This window comes from Sphingomonas sp. SORGH_AS_0438 (assembly GCF_031453475.1).
Lineage (GTDB): Bacteria > Pseudomonadota > Alphaproteobacteria > Sphingomonadales > Sphingomonadaceae > Sphingomonas.
In genome coordinates this window covers 1,339,768-1,354,069 of the sequence record NZ_JAVIZS010000001.1, presented here as the reverse complement: position 1 = coordinate 1,354,069, position 14,302 = coordinate 1,339,768, and the positions used below count along the sequence as shown (strand labels likewise).

Genomic DNA, 14,302 nt, shown 5'->3' with positions numbered 1-14,302 from the left:
TTCAGCATGACAAATAGTTCATGCTATTCGGTCGGGTCAGCCGCCGAAGGTGCGTTTCAGAAAGCCCTGGATCATGCCGGTCCGCTCCAGCGTGGGCGGTCCCAATATGCCGCGGGCATGGGGCGGTAGATGCGCACCCGCCGCCGCCGGATCGTCGCCGAAGACATAATGGTCGAACCATGCCTTCACCGCCTGTCGCTCCGCCGGCGGCAGGTCGCGCACCGTCAGCAGGGCGTGGATCAGCGCGGGAAAGGCCGATCCGCCCTCCCGTTCGCCCCACCAATAGTTCACCAGCACGTTGAGCGGCCCGCTGGCGCGGACATCGTGCCACCAGAGCGGGGGCATGAACAGCGCGTCGCCGGGCTCCAGTTCGGCGACCTGCATCGTCGCCAGTGCGGCCGCGAACTGGGGGTATCGGTCGAGATCAGGGTGTTCCAGATCGACCATGCTGCTCGGCTGGCCCGCCATCGTCGTCTCCAACGGCCCGACATAGAGGTTGCCGACCTGATCGGGCGGGAAGATCGCGAAACGCCGCCGTCCGGCCACCACCACGGCGATGTTGGCGGACATGTCGTAATGCGTCGACACCCGCGTCGCATTCCCCAGCCACAGCCGGGGGGTTGCGGCGGGGATCGCCAGGGGCAACGGATTGTCCTGCATCCAGCCGGGGAAATGGTCCGGTGCGGCATTGGCCCCGGCATAGAGCGCGGGCGGCGTCGGACTGTCCGCCTCGGCCAGCAGCGCGTCGAGCAACGGGCCCAGCAGCACCTGCCCCCGGTCGAAATTGAATCCCTGCATGTCGTCGCGGTAGAAGAAGCGCCCCCCGATTGAAGGCGGGCCGGCGAAGATGCCCATCGGCCGACCGCTGTCGAACCGACGGAGATAGGCGGCGGTGGCGTCCGGCCCCTGGCGTCCGACCGCTACCGAGGGCCACGCACCGGCCAGGCCCCGCAGCACCATGGGACGATCCCCGGCCAGGATATCGGTCGTGACGCGCGCGGGGTCGGAGGCATCCATCTCCGCGACACGCTTCGCCTGTGCGACAGGATCGGTCATCGCTGTTCTCCTTGGTCTTCCCGCGCCAGCCGGCGCTCGAGCGCGGTTCGGCCATCGGCCGCGTAGCGCATGCAGCCACGACGGTCGGCGAGTGGTCTCTTGCCCACCAGGCGCGGGTAGAGATCGCTGGCCTGGGGATGCGGCGTTATCAGCAGGTCGCAGGGCAGGCGCGCGATCCGGTCGATGCTGTGTCGCAGGGTCGCGACATAGGCCGGGTGATCGCGGAAGCGATAGCCGTCGGTCGAGACGGCGCTGATGCTGTCCGCATAGACGATCGTCCGACAAGTCGTGCCCGCGCAGGACCGCCACGTCCAGGAGGTGCCGCCGGGCGAATGGCCGGGCGTGGCGAGGGCGGTCAGGCGAAGCGACCCGAGCACCACGGCCTCGCCGTCGCGGACGATCCGGTCGACGGGCACGCCGGGATAGGCTGGTCGGTCACCCTCGCGCTGCGGATCGCCCGGTGCGGTCACGCCGCTCTCCAATACCGGGCGGGCGGCGGCGCGGGCCGCCATCCTGGCACCCGTTGCCCTGCGCAGCGCGCCAAGACCCCCTGCATGATCCTGATGCTCGTGCGAGGAGAGCAGCAGCTTCACATCGGCGGGCCGAAGCCCCAGGCGCCGAAGGTTGGCGAGGATCGACGGCGGTGCCTGGGTGGTCGCACCATCGATGACGATCGAGCCCCGATCCCCGACGATCAGCAGCACGGTGATGCCGCAGGTGCCGATGTCATAGACATTGGCGAAGATCCGGATCGGCGGCGCGGGATCGCTCCAGCCGTCCCTGCCGGCACACCGTGCCTGATGCTCGGCGATGGTGGCCGGGGTCAGGCCTGATGCCCCCGCCGCGATCGCCAACGCGGCGCCGGGGAGGGTCGCGATCAAGACGGATGCCAATTTCGTCCACATTATCATTGCCTTGGCTTTCCTGCCGCGAGCGCCGGCACTTAGACCCGTACCACCGCGCCCGCCAGCGCCGTTGTCGATCGTCGGTCCGGCACCGCCGCGCTTGGGAACGTCATTCGATCGCTTTGCACCACCGCGACCAAGGTCCCGATGGTGTACATCCGCCCGGCGGACGACGATGCCGCGCTTGTTCAGGAAGGGCCGATCGGATGAAACGCGGAATTGGGGGCGTCATGGCCGTGGCAGTGGCCGCACTCCCGGCGATGGCGGCCGCCGAGGATCAGTTCCGCGTGCTGGTGATCGCCACGCCCAGCACCTATCACTATGAATATATCCCGGTCGCGCGGGACAATCTGGAGCGGGTGGCGCGGCTGCACAGCTTCGCGCTGGAATGGACGAGCGATCCGGCGCGGTTCGATGGCGACTTGTCGGGGTTTGCCGCCATCCTGTTCCTCAATACCCCGCCCGAGCGATTGAGTGCGAGCCAGCGCACGCGGTTCGAGGCCTATATGCGCGCCGGCGGCAATGCGATGGTCGTCCACCGCGCCGCGATCGTGCCCAAGGACGAATGGCCCTGGTTCGAGAAGCTGGTCGGCCGCAGCTTCGTCAACCATCCCAAAATACAGACCGGCGTCGTCACCGTCGCCGATCCGGGCTTCCCCGCCGCCTTCGGCCTGCCGTCGCGCTGGATCTGGAGCGATGAATTCTACGTCACCACCAATCCCTATCGGATCGCCATCGACCCGGTGCTTCGCGTCGACGAGAGCAGCTACGATCCGACGCTGATCTGGCCGGGACAGGTGGGACACCGCATGGGGCCGGACCATCCCGAGGCCTGGCATCATCGCTACGAGCAGGGGCGCGTCTTCGTCACGTTGCTCGGCCATCAGGCGGACATGTACCGGGACGAACGCTATCTCCAGCATCTGCTCGGCGGGCTCTATTGGACCGCGACCGGCCGGGGGCAGGCGGCGAACCCTACGCGGTGACGTCTTTCTGAGGAACTCCCGGTGCCGCGCCGCGCTGTGCCGGGATGCAGCAGGACGATGATGCCCCGAACGCGCGCCACCGCGCCATCCCCAGCGGTCGCGCCGCGCGGCTCGGCGTGTTCGGGCGACTGGCGGGCGGTGTCGCGGGCGGGATGATCGCCGAGGGCGCGCGGCGGCTGGCGGCCGGTGAGCGTCCCCGGATGAGCGACCTGGTCCTGACCCCCGCCAATGCGACCCGCGTCGCCGATCGCCTGTCGCATCTGCGCGGTGCGGCGATGAAGCTGGGCCAGATGATCTCGATGGACGCGGGCGACATGCTGCCCGCCGAGCTTTCGACGATCCTCGCGCGGCTGCGCAACCAGGCCTATCGGATGCCACCGACGCAGCTCGACCAAGTGCTGACCCGCGAATGGGGCACGGGCTGGCGGCGGCGTTTCCGCCATTTCGAGGCCGCGCCGATCGCGGCGGCCTCGATCGGGCAGGTGCACCGCGCAACCCTGTCGGACGGGCGGGTGCTGGCGATCAAGGTGCAATATCCCGGTGTCGCCGACAGCATCGACGCCGATGTCGACAATGTCGCGACGCTGCTCCGCGTCTCGAACCTCCTGCCGTCGACGCTCGATCTCAAGCCGCTCCTCGCCGAGGCGAAGCGCCAGCTCGCCGAAGAAGCCGACTATGTCCGCGAGGGCGAGCAGATGCGGCGCTATGGCGAGCGGTTGGCGGGCGATCCCCGCTATGTCGTGCCGACGCTGGAGGAGGGGCTGACCACCGGTCGCGTCCTGGCCATGTCGTTCGTCGAGGGACGCCCGATCGAGACGCTGGCCGACGCCGAGCAGGGAGTGCGCGACACTGCGATGACCGCGCTCGTGTCGCTGGTGCTGCGCGAATTGTTCGACTTCGCGACGATGCAAACCGACCCGAACTTCGCCAATTACCGCTGGCAGCCGGAATCAGGCGCGCTGGTCCTGCTCGACTTCGGCGCGACGCGGGCGGTGCCGGCGGAGACGGCCGACAGCTATCGCCGACTGATCGTCGCCGGCCTGGCGCGTAACCGCGATGCGATCCGCGACGTGGCGGTGGAGACGGGCTTTCTGGGCGCGGTGGCGGCCGATACCTACCGCCCGGCGATCGACCGGATCATCGCGGCGATCGACGATGCGCTCAATCGGCCCGGCTCGTTCGACTTCGGCGACCGCGCCTTCGTGCCGGTGGTTCGCGAGGAGGCCAAGGCACTGATCGCCGATCGCGCCACCTGGCACGTCCCGCATGTCGAGACGCTGTTCGTGCAGCGCAAGGTCAGCGGCACCGCCTTGCTGGCGGCCCGGCTGAAGGCGCGGGTCGATGTGCGCGGGTTGGCCGCCAGCGCGATCGGCGCGGCCTAGGCGGCCAACCGGTCGTCGCCGCGCCGAGCCTCCGCGTATAGTGCCTCGCAGCGGTCCAGCCAGAGGTCGTGCGTGAAGTGCGACAATACGCGTTGGCGGGGCACGTCGCGCGGGATAGCAAGGGCGGCGCTGATCGCATCGGCCAGCCCAGCGACATCGGCGCATTCCGCATAGGCACCGGCCTCGCCCACGATCTCGCGCGCCGCGCCCATCGCGAAGGCGGCGACCGGCAGGCCGCAGCTCATCGCCTCTACGGCGACCAGCCCGAACGGCTCGTCCCAGCAGGGGGTGAAGAGAAAGACGGAGGCCTGCCCTATGGCCTGGGCAAGCACATCGCCCTCCAGATGACCGGCATAGCGGATGTCACCACCGAGCAGCGGCGCGACCTCCGCTTCGAAATATTCGGGGTCTTCGATCGGGCCGTACAGCGTCAGGCCGATGCCGGCGCGGCGGGCCGCCTGCACCGCGAAATGCGGGCCCTTGTTCGGAGTAATCCGTCCGCACCAGGCGGCGGTGCCGTCCCCCTCGCCACGGTAGGGCCATCGGGCGGGATCAATGCCGTTATGCAGGATCGACGCCTCGGCCGGCGCGCCCTCCGGCCACCACGCATCGCGCTGCCGCGCCGAGGTCACGGTCAGGCGATGATGCGGCGATCGGCTGCTCCGCACGAACCAATGGAGCGCGTCATAGGGGGGCACGTGCAAGGAGGTGACGGTCGGCGTCACCATCGTCCGCGCCGGTTCCAGCGCGAAGCGGTGCAGACTGTTGTTATGGACCACATCGAACCCGCCGGCCGCGATCCGATCGCAGGCGGCGGCATAGCCCGTGTCCAGATGCGCGATCAGCGGGGCGGAGCCGCGATGCTCCGCCCAGGGGAAGGTCCGTTCATAATGCTGCTCGACCACCGGATCGATCGGGAACCGCGGATCGCTGTCGCCCGAGGCGAACAGCACGACATCATGCCCGCGATCCTGGAGCCCGGCGGCGAGGTGCCAGCAATGCGACTCCATGCCCCCGGCAAACGGCTGGGCGATCCGCTGCCGGACATGTCCCAATATGGCGATCCTCATGCCGCCGCCGCGACCTCCAGCCGGGGCGACACCGGCTTGGACGAACGGCTCGCGGCCTCTTCCAACTGTCGCAGCACGCGCGCGGTATTGGCATAGGGCTGGTGGCTCTGCTGGCCGGTCAGCGCCAGGTCGGCGGCCTCGGGCCGGCGGAGGATGCGGATCGGGCGGCCCGGCGCGTCGTCGATCAGTCCCATCAGCCGGAAGGCGTGCAGCCAGTGGCCCATGGTGCGATAGCCCCATTTCTCCTCGAACAGCTGCGCGTTGCGGACGACACTGTCGAGATGATGGACCGGCGGCATGTGGTGGGGGTGATATTGGTGATAGGCCAACCCGCCCTTGATCCAGGCGATGGGGATATCGGCCTGGTCGAGCGTCTTGCCGAAATCCGTGTCCTCGCCGCCATAGCCGACATAGCGTTCGTCGAACCCGCCGGAGGACAGGAACGTCTCGCGCCGCATGGCGAAGTTGAGCGACCAGAAGCAGCGATAATCCTCGCACAGCTCCAGGCCATGGGCGGGCGGCCCGCGCCGATCCGAATGCTTCTCCGCTACCTTGGCGAAATCCTCATAGCGCCAGTCGCCCCGCGTCGCGCCGCCGGGCAGGTACATGACCTCCCCCATCAGCAATCCGTTGAAGGCATCGGCGAACTTGGCGTAATCGGCGACTAGCTCGGGCGTCGGGATACAGTCCATGTCGAGGAAGACCAGCACCTGGCCCGACGCGGCCATCGCTGCCGCATTACGGGCCGCCGCCAGGGGAAGCGCCTCCGTCGACATCTGCATCTGGCGCACCGGAAAGGGCGCATCCGGCAGGTCATAGGGCTGGTGCTGCATCACCGCGACGATCAGTTCCACCGGGCGCTGCGTCTGCTTGGCCAGGCCACGGACGACATTGACCAGATGGTCGGGGCGACCCTTCGCCAGGGTGATGACGGAAACATGGGTCATAGGATGGGCGGCTCCATGGTCGATAGGGGGGCGCTGAGCGTCCTCGGGGTCCACAAACGCGCGGAAAGGGTTTCGAGCCACAAGGCGACACGATCGGCGGGGTGATCGTCGATCATCGCGCGCTGGGCGATGGGGTGATGGTCGGCCAGCGTCTCGGCGAAAGCGGCGGTCCAGCCCTGCGCCGAGGAGGGCAGATGCGGTCGAACCGTCGCCACGCCGGCGCGCGCCAGGGCTTCGGCCTTGCGGTGCTGCTCGTCGAAATAGCGCCATTCCGGAACGGCCAGCCAAGGCCGACCGGCGGCCAGGATCTGCTGGCAGGTTGTGTTGCCCGTGGAGGCGATGACGATGTCGGCGGCGGCGATATGGTCGGCGGCATTGTCCACCCAGCCGCGATGCTCGATATTGGCAGGCTCGGTCGCATGCCAGTCGCGCTGAACCGTCCCGATCGTAATCCAGCGCGCATCGGGCCGCGACCGGGCGCCCACCCCCAACGGGGCCTGGGCAAACCCCTGGCCCCCACCGCCCGAGACGACCAGCACCATTTCCGTGTCGGCATCGATCCCGATGCGCTGGCGGGCCACTTCGCGCTCGACGACGCGGGTGTCGACCCCCAGGCCGCCAGCGAAACAGGTCTTGGCCCGCATCGTCGCATCCCATTCCGGCTGGGCGAGATCGGCATGGAAGGGGGCGAGCAGGCCGGCCGCGCCGTCATAGGCGGCAACATGGCCGGGATCGCCCCGGTCGCCATGTTGCAGCACCTTGACGTGCGGCACCGAGCAAATCCGGGCAAGCTGCGCGATCTCCGCGGAGACGTCGCAGATCATCAGAGCGGGATCGGCGCTGGCGAACCAGCCACTGATCGTCGCCATCGCCTGGCGGATGCCGGGCCAACCGAGCGGCGCGCAATGTAGGGTTCGGGGCGTCGGCACCCAGTCCATCGAGTCGCTCTCCCCGCCAGAGGGCTCAAACAGGGACGGGATGCGGACGACCTCGACCTGGGGCGGCAGGGGGCCGAAGATATCGTCCCGCGCGCTGAACACCGTCATGGGCCGCGACGACGGTAGGGCCCGCGCGATCGCCGCGCAGCGCTCGGCATGGCCGCGTCCCTGGTGATGGACGAAATAGCCGAAGGAGCGCGTCATGCCGCCACCGCCGCGTCGGCCGTCATGGCCCTGGCCAGTCCCAATCGGGTCAAGCCTTCCAGCACCCCGCCGGCATGATGGGCGGCACTCCGATGCAGGCCGGGCCTGGATGGCAGATGGGCCAGTTCCTCACTGGCGTTCCCCACCAGTATGGCGTGGCCGCACGCCGCCAGCATGTCGCTATCGTTGCCGCTGTCCCCGGCCGCGACGCAATGCGCCAGCGACCAGCCATAGCGGCCGGCATAGGCGGCGACTGCCTCCGCCTTGCCGCCATGGGGCGCGATCACGTCGATCAGACGCCCATGCGAGAAGATCACCCGCGCCGGGAGGCCGGCTTCGGTCAAGGCGCGATCGATGCGCGCGGCGTCCTCCGCCTTGCCGAAGAAGCTGATCTTGTGGGGACCAGCGGTCCCCGCCGGCTGCGGCGTCAGGTCCAGGCCAGCAAGCACCTCTGCGACCGCCCCCTCGTCCCAGTCCTGGTCGAGCGATCGGGCATAGACCCGGCATTCGCGCCACTTGCCGCTGGTGTCCGCCAGCATCATCCGCGTGCCCACATCGGTGATATAGGCGTCGGGCTGGGGCAGCCCCCAATCGTCCAGAATCGCCTGCGCCGCTGCAAAGTCCCGTCCGGTCGCGACCACGAAGGGCAGGGGCGAACCCGAACGCCAGTCGGCGAACGCCCGTGCACCGATCGGACAGCCGGTCAGCGTGTTGTCGATATCGCACACCAGCAGTCGGGGCTGCGCGATCGATCGATAGATCGCTGTCGAGTCCAGGGCATAGCGCCTCCAGTCATAGGCGGCCACGCCCTGTCGCCCCGCGGCCGACAGCGCGGCATGACGGGCAGGATCGTCGATGATCCCCCTGATGGCCTGTGCGATCCCGGCAGGATCGCGCGGATCGATCAGCACGCCGTGACCGATCGTCGAAACGATCTCCGCCGGGCCGCCGTTGCAGGTGGCGACCACCGGCACACCGGCGGCAGCGGCCTCGATCAGGGTGAGGCCGAAGGGTTCGTGAAGGGCGGGATTGACGAACACGCCACCTGCGGCTGCCCGCTCGTACAGCACGGCGACGTCCGTTCCGTCATGCGCCGGGGGCAGCGCCACGCGGCCCTGGAGCCGGCTGTCCGCCGCCAGCGCATGGAGTTCATTCAGGACGCCTTGCTCCTCCGGTCCGGCGCGGTCGTGTTGACCGGCCAGGATCAGCAGATTGGCGCTCTGGTGCAGACCGGGATCGTTCGCAAAGGCGCGGACCAACGCTGCAAGGTTCTTCTTCGCGACCGGCCGGGCCACCGCGAAGATCAGCGGCTTCTCGGGTCGGTCGAACCAGTCCCCCAGCCGGTCGGCCATCGTTTCCGATCGCGCGGCCTGGTGATGGGTGGTCACGCCGGGCGGCACGCACCGGACGCGGTCGCCGACCGGCACACGATAGCCACCGACCTGGCGGCTGGCTTCTTCGCGGGTGGAGACGATGATGGCCGCTGCGGCCTTGATCGCGCATCGTTCCGCCTCGATCCGGGCCTCCAGCCCGTCGCACTGGATGTGATGCGCGCGCTTGTCGATGCCGAGCGCATGCGGCGTATAGACGAAGGGGATGCCGAAGCGACGCTGCACGGCCATCGCGACCGCCGCTGCATCAGCGAAATGCGCATGGATCACATCCGGGCGTTCGTCCTGCGATGCCAGATGCTCACAAAAGGCGTGAATGAAGTCCGGAAGGTCGGCCGCCAGGGCTTCCTTCTCCAGATAATGGGTTCGCCCCGTACCTATGCGGACGATGGTCAGTCCCGGCGCGACTTCTTCACGCGGCTCCGCATGCACCGGGTCGAAACGCTCGTCGTCGAACCAGCGGGTGACGATCTCCACCCGCTGAACGTCTGGACGGCACGCCTGGTATGACGCCGCATCCAGTACATAGGCGATATGCCCACCCGTATCCGCTGTTACTCCGAACTGGACGGGAGGGGCCTTCAGGCAGCCGCCAAGCGCGAGATGCAGGATATACAAGGCGGCTCCCTTTTGTTGCCGCTTCGTAACGTATTAACCAGGTACAAAGGTCCAAGCGCTTGTTTACCCGCGTTACTTTTTCGCGCGATCAGGCCTGGACCGAGCCGAAATCCGACTGCCGCCGACGCGCGCGCCCTTCACCACCGCGATTTAGCGCCTGACGCACGCGATCGAGCAGTTCCGAACGACGATAGGGTTTGCTCAGCACGTCATTCGCGCGGGCCCGCGCCCCGTCCGCGACCAGTTCCTCGTTATAACCGGTCGTCATCAGCACCGACACGCTGGCATCCCGCTTGGAAACGGCGTCACCCAAGGAAAGACCGTTCATGCCACCCGGCATGACCAAGTCGGTGAACAGCAGGTCGATCCTCTTCGTGTCATGCGTCTCCTCGAAGAAGCGAAGCGCCTCGTCACCGCTCAGCGCCGTCGACACGACATAGCCGGCTCCCTCCAATATCTCCTGCGCGACCGCGAGCACCTCTTCATTGTCCTCGACGACCAGGACATGGGGCGGGGTGCCGTCATCCGCCGGCAGGGCGACCGCCGGCACGTGGCGCGGCGTATCAGCCGAGCGATGATGCGCCGGCATGGCCGGGAACAGCAACCGGATCGTCGTGCCATCGCCGATCGTGCTCTGGATCTCCAGACGGCCGCCCGACTGGCGCGCGAAACCGCTCGCCATCGCCAAGCCGAGCCCGGTGCCCTTGCCGACGCCCTTGGTGGTGAAGAAGGGCTCGGTCGAGCGTTCCAGCGTCGCGGCCGACATGCCGTGCCCCTGGTCGGCGATGCTTAACACGACATAATCGCCTGGGGTCAGGTCGCCCGCAGTCTCCTCCTCCAACGTGCGCCGCTCCGTGGTGATCGTCACCGGACCGCCATCGGGCATCGCGTCGCGCGCATTGTTGACGATGTTGAGCAAGGCCATTTCGAGCTGGTCCGGATCGACGACCACATTGGGCAGATCGGCGCTCAAATGAAGATGGATATCGACCTGGCCATTGACCGATGTCTCGATCAGGTCGGAAAATTCGCCCACCAGCTTCGCGAGATCGAGCGGGCGCGGCTCCAGCCGGGTCTTGCGCGCGAAGGCCAGCAGCTGGCGAGTCAGCTTCGCCCCGCGCTCGGCGGCCGACTGGGCTGCGGCGGCGTAGCGCTTCACCCGCTCGGGATTGTCGGCGACCGCCGAAACGAGCTCGAGATTGCCGTTCACCACCTGCAACAGGTTGTTGAAATCATGCGCCAGGCCAGCGGTGAGCTGGCCGATCGACTCCATCTTCTGTGCCTGGCGATAGCTCTGCTCGGAATTGCGGCGGCGGGTGACGTCGAGCTGGCTGGCGAAGAAATAGCGCAGGTCGCCGGCCTTGTCATATACCGGACCGATGAACACCGCATTCCAGAATGGCGACCCGTCGCGGCGATAATTGAGCAGTTCCAGGGCGATCGCCGACCGCGCATCGACGGCATCGCGCAGTTCCGCCACCGCGTTGCGATCGGTCTGCGCACCCTGGAGAAAACGGCAATTGCGTCCCAGCACCTCCGTTTCCTCATAGCCGGTCAGGTCGAGGAACGCCTTGTTGGCGAAGACGATCGGATTGTCGTCCTGGTTCGGATCGGTCAGGATCATCGGCATCCGCGTCATCTCGATCGCGGCGAAGAATACGCCGCCGCGATCGTTCAGATCGGCATCGGTGATCGTGCTCTCGCGCCAATGGTGCAGGCCCGGCCGCTCGATGGGCTCGCTGTCGCCCGTGTCCATCGTGCCATCCGCCGGCCGGCCAGCCGCCAGACCGGTCGGATCACGATCGACATGTGTATCCGGACCTTGAGCAGCACCATCATTTGCCATGGGCGCTGGGTTGGCGGGACTGTCCGGCTTCTGCAAGGGGTTCCCTTCGCCTTGTTAATCTAGGATTATTGCGCAGGGGGAACGACGCACAGGCCCTCGATCGGGTTCCACTTGGAGGATGCACACGTCATGGCCGCCAATGTCTTCCAACCGTCGCACACTTTCCCTACATCAGGATCATGAGTCAGGCCGAGCGGGTCCGCCGCATCATCTATTCCAGTCGCGCGACGGGTAGCAACCTGCGCGACGATCACCAGTCGATCCTGGCCGCGTCACGCCGCAACAACGGCCTGGACGGCGTTTCCGGCATCTTGTGGATACAGGGCGACCGGTATCTGCAACTGCTCGAAGGGCCGCCGGACAGCGTCGCGGGCACGTTCGACCGGATCGCCGGCGATCCGCGCCATGCCGAGATCACCATCCTGGAAGACGAGCCGGCGGCGGAACGCCAGTTCGGCGACTGGGCGATGGCGGGGGAGCCGGGGGACCGGCCGGAGGACGCGCTGCTGCGACTGCGCGGCCTGTTGCGTAACACGGACGGCGAGGTCGCCCGGTTCTTCGACCCCGCCTGACCGGATCGATCAATAGCCGGCGGCGACCGCCAGCCGGTCGGCATGGAAACCGGCATCGCCCCACAGCTCCGCCAGCACCCGCGCCCGCTTCATGTAGAAGCCGATGTCATAAGCGTCGGTCATGCCGATGCCGCCGTGCATCTGCACGCCCTCGTTGACCGCCAGCGTGGTCGCCATCGCGGTCATCGCCTTGGCTACCGACACCGCCGCATCCGCCCCATAGGCGTCGACATCGAGCAGTTGCTGCGCCTTCAGTACGGCGGCGCGCGCCACTTCCATTTCGGCATAGAGATGCGCGGCCCGGTGCTGGAGCGCCTGGAAGCTCCCGATCGGCGCGCCGAACTGCTTGCGATCCTTCAGATAGCCGATCGTCATCGCCATGGCGCCAGTGCCGACCCCTAGCGATTCCGCCGCGACCCCGGTCCGCCCGGCGCGCAGCAGCCGGTCGAGGATCGCCCGTCCGCCATCCACCTCCCCCAGCACCGCATCCCCGTCCACCGTCGCATCCGCGAAGGTCACGGTCGCGGCGACGCTGGCATCCGCCAGCCGTTCGGGCTTGACCGTCATTCCGCTCATGTCGCGGGGTACGGCGAAGAGCGTGACACCCTCCCGATCGTCCGATGCGCCGGCGGTGCGAGCCGCCACGATCAGCAGGTCGGCGACATGGCCGTGCGCCACGAAGCGCTTGGTGCCGGACAGGCGAAAGCCGTTACCGGCCCGTTCGGCGCGCAGGCCGATGGCGTCGCGATGCTTGGCCGTCTCATCGATCGCCAGCGCGGCGACCGTTTCGCCGGACAGGATGCCGGGAAACCAGCGATCGGCCTGTGCCGTGCCGCGCAGCGCCTCGACCGCCGCCACCGCCGTGGTCAGAAACGGGGAGGGGGTCAGGTTGCGGCCGATCTCCTCCAGCACGATCCCCGCCTCGACATGACCGAGGCCTAAGCCGCCCTGGTCCTCGCCGATCAGGATGCCGGTGAAGCCCATCTCTGCGAACCGTTTCCACAGGTCGCGGGAAAAGCCGGTCGGGTCATCGGCGTCCCGAAGGGCTCGCATATGCGCCACGGGCGCGGTGTCGGCGATGAAGTCGCGCGCCGTGTCGCGCAACATGGTCTGTTCGTCGTCGAGGAAGAGCGGCATGGCGATACTCGCTGAAGAAAGGGGTCAGGCGCCGGGCAGGTCGAGAATGCGCTTGGCGATGATGTTGAGCTGGATTTCGGACGTGCCGCCCTCGATCGAGTTGGCCTTGGTCCGCAACCAGGCGCGAGCGGATGCGCCGCCGCGCGACGCCTCGCTCTCCCATTCCAGCGCGTCCGAACCGCCGGCGGCCATGTGCAGTTCATGGCGGTCCTTGTTGAGCTCGGTGCCGTAATATTTCATCATCGATGGCTGGGCGGGGTGCGCGCGTCCCGCCTTCAGTTCGTCTAGGAAGCGTTCCGACATGGCGGCGAAGGCGCGAGCGCGTATTTGAAACCGGGCCATGTCGCTGCGCAGCAGCGGATCGGCGAGGCGGCCGGTCGCATCCGTCCCGATCGTCGCCAGCGAATCGGCGACCAGCGTGTCGCGGCCGCCCTCGCCAAGGCCCATGCCGGAGATCATCTCGCGCTCATGGCCGAGCAGATATTTGGCGACGTCCCAGCCCTTGTTCTCGTCATGCACCCGATTGGCCTTGGGCACCTTCACCTGGTCGAAGAAGGTTTCGCAGAACGGGCTATAGCCGGAAATCAACAGGATCGGCCGGGTCGAAACCCCCTCCGACGCCATGTCGAACAAGACGAAGCTGATCCCGCCCTGCTTTGACTGTTTCGAGGTACGGACCAGGCAGAAAATCCAGTCGGCCTGGTCGGCATAGCTGGTCCAGACCTTCTGCCCGCTGACGACATAATGATCGCCGCCATCCTCCGCCCAAGTTGCTAGGCTGGCGAGGTCGGAGCCTGCATTGGGTTCCGAATAGCCCTGGCACCAGCGGATCTCGCCGCGGGCGATGCGAGGGAGATGCTCCAGCTTCTGCGCCTCGCTGCCATATTTGAGGAGCGCCGGGCCGAGCATCGAGATGCCGAAGCTGTTGAGCGGCGACCGTGCGCCGATCGCCTTCATCTCCTCGCGCAGGATCTTGGTTTCGGCGGGCGACAGGCCACCGCCGCCATAGTCGGTCGGCCAGTCGGGCACCGTCCAGCCCCGCTCCGCCATCCGGTCGAGCCACAGCTTCTGCTCGGGGCAGGAGGGGACGTAGCGCCGCCCGCCCCAGCAGACATCCGATTCCGACCGGATCGGCCGACGCATCGCCGCCGGACAATTCTCCTCCAGCCATGCGCGGGTTTCCTGCCGGAAGTCCGCTAGTGCCTGATCGGCCATCCTCTCTCTCCTCTTATCGGGTGCTGGCGGTCGGG

General features: G+C 67.7%; 12 protein-coding genes. 3 read left to right on the top strand and 9 right to left on the bottom strand.

Going from position 1 to position 14,302, the window contains the following annotated elements:
- Positions 1-36 precede the first annotated feature (36 nt).
- Together QE452_RS06375 and bla are read right to left on the bottom strand one after the other, a co-directional pair.
- Positions 37-1,056 (bottom strand): cupin-like domain-containing protein, encoded by a 1,020-nt coding sequence (locus QE452_RS06375; RefSeq protein ID WP_309729746.1) that lies wholly within the window; start codon positions 1,054-1,056, stop codon positions 37-39.
- The gene (gene bla / locus QE452_RS06370; RefSeq protein WP_309659053.1) at positions 1,053-1,937 is read right to left on the bottom strand and encodes a subclass B3 metallo-beta-lactamase; all 885 of its coding nucleotides are present in this window, start codon (positions 1,935-1,937) and stop codon (positions 1,053-1,055) included. Before bla ends, QE452_RS06375 begins: the two co-directional genes overlap by 4 nt.
- 266 nt (positions 1,938-2,203) lie before the next feature.
- Here bla and QE452_RS06365 point away from each other — a divergent pair, with 266 nt between their 5' ends.
- Both QE452_RS06365 and QE452_RS06360 read left to right on the top strand, forming a co-directional pair.
- Positions 2,204-2,947: a ThuA domain-containing protein gene (locus QE452_RS06365; protein ID WP_309729743.1), complete on the top strand. Its 744-nt coding sequence runs from the start codon at positions 2,204-2,206 to the stop codon at positions 2,945-2,947.
- A 44-nt stretch (positions 2,948-2,991) separates the two neighbouring features.
- Entirely contained in the window at positions 2,992-4,329 is a 1,338-nt protein-coding gene (locus QE452_RS06360; RefSeq protein WP_309659055.1) for an AarF/ABC1/UbiB kinase family protein, read from the top strand.
- Here the strand turns inward: QE452_RS06360 and QE452_RS06355 are convergent.
- From QE452_RS06355 to QE452_RS06335, 5 genes are all read right to left on the bottom strand, one after another.
- Positions 4,326-5,399, bottom strand: coding sequence for a glycosyltransferase (locus QE452_RS06355; protein WP_309659056.1), 1,074 nt, complete (start codon positions 5,397-5,399; stop codon positions 4,326-4,328). The two genes, QE452_RS06360 and QE452_RS06355, sit on opposite strands and share 4 nt — an antisense overlap.
- Positions 5,396-6,346 (bottom strand): glycosyltransferase, encoded by a 951-nt coding sequence (locus tag QE452_RS06350; protein WP_309659057.1) that lies wholly within the window; start codon positions 6,344-6,346, stop codon positions 5,396-5,398. The genes QE452_RS06355 and QE452_RS06350 overlap by 4 nt, the downstream gene beginning before the upstream one ends.
- Positions 6,343-7,488: a glycosyltransferase gene (locus QE452_RS06345; RefSeq protein ID WP_309729740.1), complete on the bottom strand. Its 1,146-nt coding sequence runs from the start codon at positions 7,486-7,488 to the stop codon at positions 6,343-6,345. The genes QE452_RS06350 and QE452_RS06345 overlap by 4 nt, the downstream gene beginning before the upstream one ends.
- Positions 7,485-9,497: an HAD-IIB family hydrolase gene (locus QE452_RS06340; protein ID WP_309659059.1), complete on the bottom strand. Its 2,013-nt coding sequence runs from the start codon at positions 9,495-9,497 to the stop codon at positions 7,485-7,487. The genes QE452_RS06345 and QE452_RS06340 overlap by 4 nt, the downstream gene beginning before the upstream one ends.
- Positions 9,498-9,585: 88 nt before the next feature.
- Positions 9,586-11,253 (bottom strand): histidine kinase famiy protein, encoded by a 1,668-nt coding sequence (locus QE452_RS06335; protein ID WP_309659060.1) that lies wholly within the window; start codon positions 11,251-11,253, stop codon positions 9,586-9,588.
- 269 nt (positions 11,254-11,522) lie between these two features.
- Between QE452_RS06335 and QE452_RS06330 the strand changes: the two genes are divergently transcribed.
- Entirely contained in the window at positions 11,523-11,915 is a 393-nt protein-coding gene (locus QE452_RS06330; protein WP_309659061.1) for a BLUF domain-containing protein, read from the top strand.
- A 9-nt stretch (positions 11,916-11,924) separates the two neighbouring features.
- Here QE452_RS06330 and QE452_RS06325 read toward each other — a convergent pair whose 3' ends face one another.
- Together QE452_RS06325 and QE452_RS06320 are read right to left on the bottom strand one after the other, a co-directional pair.
- Positions 11,925-13,052, bottom strand: a complete 1,128-nt coding sequence (locus tag QE452_RS06325; RefSeq protein WP_309659062.1) for an acyl-CoA dehydrogenase family protein — start codon at positions 13,050-13,052, stop codon at positions 11,925-11,927.
- A gap of 24 nt (positions 13,053-13,076) precedes the next feature.
- Positions 13,077-14,267, bottom strand: a complete 1,191-nt coding sequence (locus QE452_RS06320; RefSeq protein WP_309659063.1) for an acyl-CoA dehydrogenase family protein — start codon at positions 14,265-14,267, stop codon at positions 13,077-13,079.
- Between the last annotated feature and the right edge of the window lie 35 nt (positions 14,268-14,302).

Bases quoted from the DNA above. Each gene is read 5' to 3' on its own strand.
- QE452_RS06375 (WP_309729746.1), bottom strand. From the start codon at position 1,056: ATGACCGATCCTGTCGCACAGGCGAAGCGTGTCGCGGAGATGGATGCC.
- QE452_RS06360 (WP_309659055.1), top strand. From the start codon at position 2,992: ATGCAGCAGGACGATGATGCCCCGAACGCGCGCCACCGCGCCATCCCC.
- QE452_RS06355 (WP_309659056.1), bottom strand. From the start codon at position 5,399: ATGAGGATCGCCATATTGGGACATGTCCGGCAGCGGATCGCCCAGCCG.
- QE452_RS06350 (WP_309659057.1), bottom strand. From the start codon at position 6,346: ATGACCCATGTTTCCGTCATCACCCTGGCGAAGGGTCGCCCCGACCAT.
- QE452_RS06345 (WP_309729740.1), bottom strand. From the start codon at position 7,488: ATGACGCGCTCCTTCGGCTATTTCGTCCATCACCAGGGACGCGGCCAT.
- QE452_RS06335 (WP_309659060.1), bottom strand. From the start codon at position 11,253: ATGGACACGGGCGACAGCGAGCCCATCGAGCGGCCGGGCCTGCACCAT.
- QE452_RS06330 (WP_309659061.1), top strand. From the start codon at position 11,523: ATGAGTCAGGCCGAGCGGGTCCGCCGCATCATCTATTCCAGTCGCGCG.
- QE452_RS06325 (WP_309659062.1), bottom strand. From the start codon at position 13,052: ATGCCGCTCTTCCTCGACGACGAACAGACCATGTTGCGCGACACGGCG.
- QE452_RS06320 (WP_309659063.1), bottom strand. From the start codon at position 14,267: ATGGCCGATCAGGCACTAGCGGACTTCCGGCAGGAAACCCGCGCATGG.